The sequence below is a fragment of the Ramlibacter sp. GCM10027632 genome (assembly GCF_042675325.1).
GTDB lineage: Bacteria > Pseudomonadota > Gammaproteobacteria > Burkholderiales > Burkholderiaceae_C > Ramlibacter.
On sequence record NZ_JBHTGW010000019.1, the window covers coordinates 1 to 9131 of the forward strand.

At 71.1% G+C, this 9131-nt stretch carries 9 protein-coding genes and 1 pseudogene; 6 read left to right on the top strand and 4 right to left on the bottom strand.

What is annotated here, in order from left to right; all coding sequences use genetic code 11:
- Positions 1 to 134: acyl-CoA dehydrogenase family protein (locus ACFQZY_RS19025; RefSeq protein ID WP_377419127.1), on the top strand; the 134-nt coding region annotated here is incomplete at its 5' end.
- On the opposite strand, the gene ACFQZY_RS19030 is transcribed toward ACFQZY_RS19025, so the two are convergent.
- A complete protein-coding gene (locus tag ACFQZY_RS19030) occupies positions 100 to 996 on the bottom strand; it encodes a LysR substrate-binding domain-containing protein (protein WP_377419103.1) in 897 nt (298 codons plus the stop codon). The two genes, ACFQZY_RS19025 and ACFQZY_RS19030, sit on opposite strands and share 35 nt — an antisense overlap.
- A gap of 114 nt (positions 997 to 1110) precedes the next feature.
- On the opposite strand from ACFQZY_RS19030, the gene ACFQZY_RS19035 reads away from it, so the two are divergent.
- Positions 1111 to 2082: a Bug family tripartite tricarboxylate transporter substrate binding protein gene (locus ACFQZY_RS19035; RefSeq protein ID WP_377419106.1), complete on the top strand. Its 972-nt coding sequence runs from the start codon at positions 1111 to 1113 to the stop codon at positions 2080 to 2082.
- Between the two features lie 85 nt (positions 2083 to 2167).
- On the opposite strand, the gene ACFQZY_RS19040 is transcribed toward ACFQZY_RS19035, so the two are convergent.
- Both ACFQZY_RS19040 and ACFQZY_RS19045 read right to left on the bottom strand, forming a co-directional pair.
- On the bottom strand, positions 2168 to 3304 hold the full coding sequence (locus ACFQZY_RS19040) for a CaiB/BaiF CoA transferase family protein (protein WP_377419109.1): 1137 nt from the start codon (positions 3302 to 3304) through the stop codon (positions 2168 to 2170).
- A 7-nt stretch (positions 3305 to 3311) separates the two neighbouring features.
- Positions 3312 to 4997 (bottom strand): acyl-CoA dehydrogenase family protein, encoded by a 1686-nt coding sequence (locus ACFQZY_RS19045; protein WP_377419112.1) that lies wholly within the window; start codon positions 4995 to 4997, stop codon positions 3312 to 3314.
- 186 nt (positions 4998 to 5183) lie between these two features.
- Here ACFQZY_RS19045 and ACFQZY_RS19050 point away from each other — a divergent pair, with 186 nt between their 5' ends.
- Positions 5184 to 5513: a helix-turn-helix domain-containing protein gene (locus ACFQZY_RS19050; RefSeq protein ID WP_377419115.1), complete on the top strand. Its 330-nt coding sequence runs from the start codon at positions 5184 to 5186 to the stop codon at positions 5511 to 5513.
- Positions 5510 to 6739: a type II toxin-antitoxin system HipA family toxin gene (locus ACFQZY_RS19055; protein ID WP_377419118.1), complete on the top strand. Its 1230-nt coding sequence runs from the start codon at positions 5510 to 5512 to the stop codon at positions 6737 to 6739. Before ACFQZY_RS19050 ends, ACFQZY_RS19055 begins: the two co-directional genes overlap by 4 nt.
- Positions 6740 to 6772: 33 nt before the next feature.
- Here ACFQZY_RS19055 and ACFQZY_RS19060 read toward each other — a convergent pair whose 3' ends face one another.
- On the bottom strand, positions 6773 to 7684 hold the full coding sequence (locus tag ACFQZY_RS19060) for a LysR family transcriptional regulator (RefSeq protein WP_377419121.1): 912 nt from the start codon (positions 7682 to 7684) through the stop codon (positions 6773 to 6775).
- An 82-nt stretch (positions 7685 to 7766) separates the two neighbouring features.
- On the opposite strand from ACFQZY_RS19060, the gene ACFQZY_RS19065 reads away from it, so the two are divergent.
- Together ACFQZY_RS19065 and ACFQZY_RS19070 are read left to right on the top strand one after the other, a co-directional pair.
- Positions 7767 to 8960: an acyl-CoA dehydrogenase gene (locus ACFQZY_RS19065; protein WP_377419124.1), complete on the top strand. Its 1194-nt coding sequence runs from the start codon at positions 7767 to 7769 to the stop codon at positions 8958 to 8960.
- Positions 8961 to 8977: 17 nt separating this feature from the next.
- Positions 8978 to 9131 (top strand): annotated as a pseudogene (locus ACFQZY_RS19070) (electron transfer flavoprotein subunit beta/FixA family protein); the annotation flags it as partial.

Consider the following 9131-nt stretch of genomic DNA (forward strand, 5'->3'; position numbering starts at 1 on the left):
GCGGCGCGGGCTATATCAACGAGTACCCGGTGGAGCGCTTCTACCGCGACGTGCGCCTGCTGCGCCTGTACGAAGGCACGACCCAGATCCAGCAGCTGGTCATCGGTCGGCAGATGCTGCGCGCCGCTGCCTGATCGCGGCCAGCGCCGCGTCCCGCGCGGCGTTGGCCTCGCCCTCGCGCCAGACGATGGAGGTCTCCGAGCGGATGTCGGTGGCGTCGATCGGCACGAACACCGCCCCCGGCAGGCCCGATCGGCGCAGCGCCGCGGGCACCAGGGCCACACCCAGGCCCTGGGCCACCATCGAGACCACGCTGAGCCAGTGCCGCGCGTGGTGGCGGACATCCGGGTGGAAGCCGGCCGAGGTGCACAGGGACAGCACGCGCTCGTAGTAATCCGGCGAGGCGTCGCGGGAGAACATCACCAGCGGCTCACCCTCCAGCTTGCGCACCGCGAGGCGCCGGGACGACGCCAGCGGGTGCCCCTGCGGCAGGCAGCACACGAAGGGCTCGGCCACGAAGACCTCGCGCGAGACCTCCTGCGGCACGCGGCTGGCGTGGACGAAGGCCACGTCGAGCTGGCCGTGCGTCAGCTCCACGAGCTGGTCGGCCGAATTCATCTCGCGCGCCAGCACCCGCAGCTGCGGGTGCCGGGCCTGGAAGTCCTGCAGCAGCCGGGGCAGGCCGCGATACAGCATGGAGCCGACGAAGCCGATGCGCACCAGCCCCACCACGCCCTGCTGCGCCTCGCGGGCCGTGCGCTCGGCCTGCGCCACCTGCTCCAGCAGCGCCCGCGCCGCCGGCACCAGGGCCTGGCCGGCGGGCGTGAGCCGCACCTGCTTGCTGTTTCGCTCGAACAGGCGGGCGCCCAGGGACTCCTCGAAGCGCCGGATGTTCAGCGACAGCGGCGGCTGCGAGATCGACAGCTTCTCCGCGGCCCGGCCGAAGTGCAGCTCCTCGGCCAGGGCCAGGAAATAGCGCAGGTGGCGGAATTCCATGATTTCAAAAAGATATTGTTGAAGACCAAACCCATATTGGACAGCGAGGTGGCCCTCCGCAACAATCCCCCGCACAACGAGACCGGGCCCGCGGGCCCCTGAATGGAGACAACCATGCAACGCCGATCCCTCCTGCTGGCCGCCCTGGCCCTGGCCCCCGCCGCGCCCGTCCTGGCGCAGTCGTCCTTCCCGAGCAAGCCGATCTCCTTCGTCGTGCCGTACGCGCCCGGCGGCCCGACCGACGCCATGGCCCGCACCCTGGCCACCGCCCTGCGGCCGGTGCTGGGGCAGACGGTGATCGTGGAGAACAAGGCCGGCGGCGGCGGCAACATCGGCTCCGAGCTGGCGGCCCGCGCCGAGCCCGACGGCCACACCATGATGTTCGGCACCTCGGGGCCGCTGGCGATCAACCAGTCGCTCTACGCCAAGATCAACTACGACCCGGCGAAGAGCTTCGCCCCGGTGATCCAGGTCGGCTACCTGCCCAACGTGCTGGTGGTCCACCCCGGCGTGCCGGCGCAGAACGTGCAGCAGCTGATCGCCCATGCCAAGGCGAACCGCGGCAAGCTGTCCTTCGCCTCCTCGGGCAGCGGCGCCTCGTCGCACCTCACCGGCGTCCTGTTCAACATGAAGGCCGGCACCGACCTGCAGCACATCCCGTACAAGGGCACCGGCCCCGCGCTGAACGACCTGCTGGGCGGCCAGGTGGAGATGTCCTTCACCGACGTGCTCACCGCGCTGCCCCACATCCAGGCCGGCAAGCTGCGCGTGCTCGGCGTGACCTCGCCGGTGCGCTCGCGGGTGCTGCCCAACGTGCCCACCCTCGCCGAGCAGGGCCTGAAGGACTTCGACAGCAGCGTGTTCTTCGGCGTGGTGGTGCCCGCGGGCACGCCGCAGCCGGTGGTGGCCAGGCTGAACGCCGCCTTCCAGCAGGTGCTGCAGGAGCCCGAGATGCAGCAGAAGCTGGCCGCCCAGGGCCTGGAGCCGCCGCCGCAGTACACCCCGGGCCAGCTCGCCGACTACATGCGCAACGAGACGGTGAAGTGGCGTGAGGTGATCCGGCAGTCCGGCGCCAAGGCGGACTGAGGACGAGGGCGCGGCGGGGGATCTCCCCCTGCGGCCCGCGTCGGTCGATAGCGGGGCGGCCGTGCGTGCGGGCCCCGCGGTTTCCTCAGTCCTTCGGCTCGAAGCGGTCGCCCGGCGTCAGCGGCGCGTGCCGGTAGCTCGCGGGCGTGCGACTGAGTTTCACCGGCGCCCCCAGGCCCCGGTAGCCTCCCTCCATCTCCACCACCATGCCGCGGTGCGCGGTGTGCGGGTGCTGCAGGGCCGCTTCCACTGAAAGCACCGGCGCCGCGGGCACGCCGGCGGCCATCAGGTCGTCCACCAGCGCACGCCCGTCCAGCGCGGCGAGGCGCGCCTCCAGCGCCTGTTTCAGCAGCGCGCGGTTCACCGAGCGCTGGCCCGCCGTGGCATAGGCCGGGTCCTGCGCCAGCTCGGGCACGCCGATGACGCGGCAGAAGGCCGAGAACTGGCGGTCGTTGCCCACCGCCAGGAAGATCGGGTCGGTGCCGGTGGCCAGGGCGTCGTAGGGGTAGATGTTGGGGTGGGCGTTGCCGGTGCGCTTCGGGCTGCGGCCGTCCATGAACCAGTTGGCCGCATGCGGGTGCAGCAGGGACAGGCCGCTGTCGTACAGCGCCGCCTCGACGAACTGGCCGCGGCCGCTGGCCTGGCGCTCCTGCAAGGCGAGCAGCACCCCGATCACCGCGTTCATGCCGGTGACCATGTCCACCACCGGCAGGCCCACGCGCAGCGGGCCGCCGTCGGCCTCGCCGTTCACGCTCATGAGGCCGGCCATGGCCTGGATCGCGGCGTCGTAGCCGGGCAGGGCGCCCAGCGGGCCGTCGCTGCCGAAGCCCGAGACGCGGCACCACACCAGCCGGGGGAAGCGCTGCGACAGGGTGTCGTAGCCGAGGCCCCAGCGCTCCATGGTGCCGGCCTTGAAGTTCTCCACCAGCACGTCGGCCTCGGCGGCGAGGGCGAGCAGCTTCTCGCGGTCCTCGGGCAGGGTGAGGTCCAGGTGCTGCACCCGCTTGTTGCGGTTCAGGCCGTGGTAGTAGGAGGCCACGCCGTCGCGGAACGGCGGGCCCCAGGTGCGGGTGTCGTCGCCGCCGGGGGGTTCGACCTTGAGCACGTCGGCGCCGTGGTCGCCGAGGATCTGGCCGCACAGGGGGCCGCCGAGGATGCGGGAGAGGTCCAGCACGCGGATGCCGGCGAGGGCGCCGGGGCGCGGGGAAGTCGGGTTCGTCATGTCGGCTTCAGGCGGGGGCGGTCCAGGCCGCGGGAATCGTGTCGGCGGCCAGCGGGTCGCGGGGCAGCACGCGGTGCAGGAGGGCGAGCTGCGCGAGGCGCAGGCGCTCCTGCGAGCCGGTGTGCGCCGCCTCCCAGGCCATGGCGGTGGCGCTGGTGCAGTGGTACAGGGCCGAGGCGGCCTGGCGGGCCAGGACGTCGCCGCCGTCGGCGGCAGCCCGCTCGGCGAGGGCGCAGGCGCGGTCCATCGCGGTGGCCAGGGCGTCGGCGAAGACCGGGGCCAGGCGCCCGCCGGCCTCGGCCAGGAGCGAGGCCACATGGGCCCGCAGCACCGGCAGCGAGCCCTCGCGCTTCATGGCGCGCACCACGTCCAGCGCCACGATGTTGCTGGTGCCTTCCCAGATGGAGCCGAGGTGGGCGTCGCGCAGCACGCGCGGGTCGCTCCATTCCTCGATGTAGCCGCAGCCGCCGCGCACCTCCATCGCGTCGCCGGCGACCTTGCGGGCGTCGCGGCAGGCGCGGAACTTGATCAGGGGCGTGAGGATGCGAAGCAGGGCGTAGGCGCCGTCCTCGCCGGCATCGGAGCGCTGCAGCGCGCGCGCGGTCTGGAAGGCCATGCTCAGGGCCTGCTCCGCGGGCACGGCCAGCTTGTCCAGCTGGCGCTGCATCAGGGGCATGTCCTGCAGCGCCTTGCCGAAGGCGCGGCGCTCGCGGGCGATGTGCCGGGCCTCGGCCAGCGCCCGGCGCATCAGGCCGGCGGCGCGCACGCCGTTGGACAGGCGCGAGTTGTTCACCATGTCCGCCATCTGCACGAAGCCGCGGCCCTGCTCGCCGACCAGGTAGGCCACCGCGCCCTCGAGGCGGATCTCGCCGCTGGCCATGGAGCGGGTGCCGAGCTTGTCCTTCAGGCGCAGGATGCGGTAGTGGTTGGGGCGGCCGTTGTCGAGGCGGCGGGGCAGCAGGAACAGCGAGACCCCCTTCATGCCCGGCGGGCCGCCCTCGACCCGGGCCAGCACCATGGCCAGGTCGGCGTCGGGGTTGGAGCAGAACCACTTGTCCCCGGTGAGGCGCCAGGTGCCGTCGGCCGCGGGGCGGGCCAGGGTCTCGGTGGCGGCGATGTCGGAGCCGGCGGCCTGCTCGGTCATGAACATCGCGCCCTGGGCCAGCTGGTCGAAGTCCAGCGTGGTCAGGCGCGGCAGGAAACGGTCCACCAGTTCCGGCGAGCCGAACTTCTTCAGCGTGCGGGTGAGGGAGTCCGTCATCGAGATCGGGCAGCACAGGCCGAATTCCGCCTGCACGAACAGCAGGAACAGCACGTACTTCACCGCCGGCGGCAGCTTGCCTTTCCAGCCGAAGGTCTCCTCGCGGTGCGAGACCGAGCCCATGGCGAACTCGGCGTAGCCCAGTCGCTCCATCTCCACGTAGGCCGGGTGCTTGACGATGCGCTGCAGGTCCAGGCCGGTGCGGGTGCGCTGTTCCAGCGTGGGCGGGTGGCGGTCGGCGGTGGCGGCCAGTTCGTCCAGCGGGCCGCCGGCCAGGGCGCCCAGGCGCTCGAAGTGGGGGGTGAGGTGGGCCAGCAGGTCGGCCGGCAGGTACAGCGCCAGCAGGCGCTTCAGTTCGTCGTCACCGGTGAACAGGTTCTGGCCGTGGCGGTCGGGGATGGGGTGGGCGGGGGCCGTCGGGTGGGTGGACATGCGGGGTCTCGTCTCCTGTCGTCGGGAACATTGTTGGTTGTTGCCACCATTCCTGTCCAATATCAAATCCATCCTTTTCCATACCGGAATCTAATCGTCGAGGGGTCGTCGGGTGGTTCTGGATTTTCCGAAGCGTCGTCCTAAAATCACAATAAATTGGTATTTATCTCATTTAATACACAGGATATGAGAACTTCATCGTCGGCAACCCAGCTTCCGTTCGAGGCGGAGGATGTGCTCCGCCAGTTGGCGTGGCGGGTGCGCACCGTCCGCAAGGCCCGCGGGCTCACGCAGGCGGACCTGGCGGCCAAGGCGGGCATCAGCACCAACACCGTGGTGACCCTGGAAAAGGGGGCGGCGAGCGTGCAGCTCGGGTACTGGCTGCAGGTCCTGTGGGCCCTCGACCTGCTCGGTGGCTTTGCCGACCTGCTGGCCCAGCTCGGTCGGGCGCAGGGGGACGTCGCCCTGCTCGAGGCGCAGCTGCCCCAGCGGGTGCGCGGGGGCCGGTTGCAGTGACCGCCGCAGCCAAGCCCGTGTGGGTCTGGCTGCCCGGCCAGGCGACGCCGGTGCGTTGCGGGACCTTCACGCTCGCGGGCGGGGTTGGATCCTTCCACTACGACGAGGCGTACCGGGCGCGTGCCGATGCCCTCGCGCTGGACCCGTTGAGCCTGCCCTTCACCCGTTCGCGGCGTGGCGCGCGGGAGACCCGGCAGGGCGGGCTGTTCGGTGTCTTCCGGGACGCCAGCCCGGAGGGCTTCGGCCTGGCGCTCCTCGAGCAACTGCAAGGCGTGACGCTGGACGACCCGCTGCAGCGGCTGGAGCTGTCGGAGGGGGACGCCGTCGGTGCGGTCGAGGTCTGCGAAGACATCGGGGCCAAGCTCGCCTTCCAGGCGCCTGCGTCCCAGGAACTGCTCGAGGTGCTGGCCGGGCTGCCTCGCGGCCGCGCGAGCAGCCAGGCTGCCCGGGAGGTCAAGGGCCTCAAGGGCACCAGCCTCGGCGGCGAGCGGCCCAAGCTCACCGTGCTCCACCGGGGCCAGCAGTGGATCGCCAAGCTGCAGGACCGGGGCGACCCGCCGCACGCGCCGCTGCGCGAGTTCGTCGCGATGCGGCTGGCGGCACGCTGCGGCATCGAGGCTGCGCCGGTGGAGTTCGCCAGCGCGGGGGACCGCCAGGTGCTGCTGGTGCGACGGTTCGACCGGCAGGTCGACGCCGGCGGCGCCGTCACCCGCCACCTCTACGCCAGTGCCCACACCGTACTGAGGCTGGACGCCCAGACCCGCGGCGAGCGCCAGCGGTCCTACGTGGCGTTCGCCCACGAGATCCGGCGCTGGTGCGGCCAGGCCGGTGTGGACCCGGGCGCCATCCAGCGGGAGCTGTGGCGCCGCATGGCCTTCAACGCCCTGTGCGGCAACGGCGACGATCACCCGCGCAACCACGGCCTGCTGCACGCGCAGGGTGGCTGGGGGTTGGCGCCGGCCTTCGACATCGCGCCGTCCCTCACGTTCTCCGGGACGCTGGCCATGGCCATCACCCGGGATGGCAGCGCGTTCGCGACGCCGGAAAACCTCCTGGCGACTTGCGGGAGCTTCGCCTATGCGCCGGCCGAGGCGGCGGCGTTCCTCGAGTCGGCGAAGGACACCATCGCCTCCGGGTGGGGCGATGAACTGGCGGCCTGCGGGCAGCGTCGGGACCTGCTGCCGGCGCCCTCCCTGGCCTGGCCGTCCGGCAGCACCAGGCGGTGAGCCGGGGCCGCATCCCCGCAGCGGATCCCGCCGTCAACCGGCCTGCTCCGCCTCCCGGTAGCGGCGGGCCTCGGAAGTGATCCAGTCGCCGAAGGCCTGCAGCGCCGGGTTGCCGGCGCGGCGCTGCGGGTGGATGAAGTAGTAGGAGCGCTCGCTCAGGGTGGCCTCGCGCACCACCTGCACCAGGGTGCCGCGGGCCAGTTCGTCCTGCACCAGCAGCTTGGGGATCAGCGCCACGCCCAGGCCATGGGCGGCGGCCTGGGAGATCATGGAGAACAGCTCGTAGCGCGGGCCGGCCATGTCGTTGGCCTCGTCCACGCCGTGGGTCTCGAACCACTCGCGCCAGGCATGGGGCCGGGTGCCGGGGTGCAGCAGCGGCAGGCGCGCCACGTCCCTCGGCCGCAGGTTCCGGCGCTGGCCCACCAGCCGCGGGCTGGCCACCACCACCAGGTGCTCGTGCATCAGGAAATGCGCCTCGGTGCCTGGCCAGCCGGAGGGACCGGAGAACAGCGTGCCGTCCAGGTTGGTGTCGTCGAACAGGAAGGGCCGGGTGCGGGTGGACAGGTTCACCGTGATGTGCGGGTGCAGGCGCTTGAAGCCCCCCATCCGGGGCAGCAGCCAGTGGGTGGCGAAGGTGGGCACCACGCCGAGTTCCAGCGTCGTGCCCTGGGCGCCGTTGGCGATCACCTCCAGCGTGTCGCGCTCGATCTCGTCCAGCCGCGCCCGGATGCTGCGCGCATAGGCCTGGCCGGTCTCGGTCACCACCACCCCGCGCCGGGTGCGCTGGAACAGCTTGGCGCCCAGCACCTCCTCCAGCGTGGCGATCTGCCGACAGACCGCGCTCTGGGTGACCGCCAGTTCGTCCGCCGCCTTGGTGAAGCTCTGGTGCCGCGCCGCGGCCTCGAAGGCGGTCAGGGCCGCGGTCGACGGAATCTTCCTGCGCATGGGTCGGAGTTCCAAAAATGCATGGATCTGTGCAAACAAAGCGTTTGCGCAAAGGGGAGCTGCTTCTTAGTATGGTTCCATTATGACCAAACCGAACACCAAAGCCGCCTTCTCCTGGGCCGACCCCTTCCTCCTCGACGAGCAGCTCACCGGCGACGAGCGCGCCGTGCGCGACGCCGCCCGGGCCTACTGCCAGGAGCGCCTCCTGCCCCGCGTGCAGGAGGCCTTCCGCCACGAGAAGACCGATGCGTCGATCTTCCGCGAGATGGGCGAGTTGGGCCTGCTGGGCCCCACCATCCCCGAGCAATATGGCGGCGCCGGCCTGAACTACGTGTGCTACGGCCTGGTGGCGCGCGAGGTGGAGCGGGTCGACTCCGGCTACCGCTCGATGATGTCGGTGCAGTCCTCCCTGGTGATGGTGCCGATCAACGAGTTCGGCAATGAGCAGACCAAGCAGAAGTACCTGCCCAAGCTGGCCACCGGCGAGTGGATCGGCTGCTTCGGCCTGACCGAGCCGAACCACGGCTCCGACCCGGCCAGCATGATCACCCGCGCCCGCAAGGTGCCGGGCGGCTACAGCCTGACCGGCAACAAGATGTGGATCACGAACTCGCCCATCGCCGACGTTTTCGTGGTGTGGGCCAAGGACGACGAGGGCGCGATCCGCGGCTTCGTGCTGGAGAAGGGCTGGAAGGGCCTGAGCGCTCCCGCCGTGCACGGCAAGGTGGGCCTGCGCGCCTCCATCACCGGCGAGATCGTGATGGACGAGGTGTTCTGCCCCGAGGAGAACGCCTTCCCCGAGGTGCGTGGCCTGAAGGGTCCCTTCACCTGCCTGAACTCGGCCCGCTACGGCATCGCCTGGGGCGCGCTGGGCGCCGCCGAGGACTGCTTCCACCGCGCCCGCCAGTACACGCTGGACCGCGTCCAGTTCGGCCGCCCCCTGGCCGCCAACCAGTTGATCCAGAAGAAGCTGGCCGACATGCTCACCGAGATCTCGCTGGGCCTGCAGGGCTGCCTGCGCCTGGGCCGCATGAAGGACGAGGGCACGGCCGCCGTGGAGATCACCTCCATCCTCAAGCGCAACTCCTGCGGCAAGGCGCTGGACATCGCCCGCATGGCCCGCGACATGATGGGCGGCAACGGCATCAGCGACGAGTTCGGCGTGGCCCGCCACCTGGTGAACCTGGAGGTGGTGAACACCTACGAGGGCACGCACGACATCCACGCCCTGATCCTGGGCCGCGCGATCACCGGCATCGCCGCCTTCTCCAACTGATTGCCCCGGAGCGCCCCATGAAGATCCTGGTCGCCGTGAAGCGGGTGGTGGACTACAACGTGAAGGTCCGCGTGAAGTCGGACAACACGGGTGTGGACATCGCCAATGTGAAGATGTCCATGAACCCGTTCGACGAGATCGCGGTGGAGGAAGCGGTCCGCCTGAAGGAGA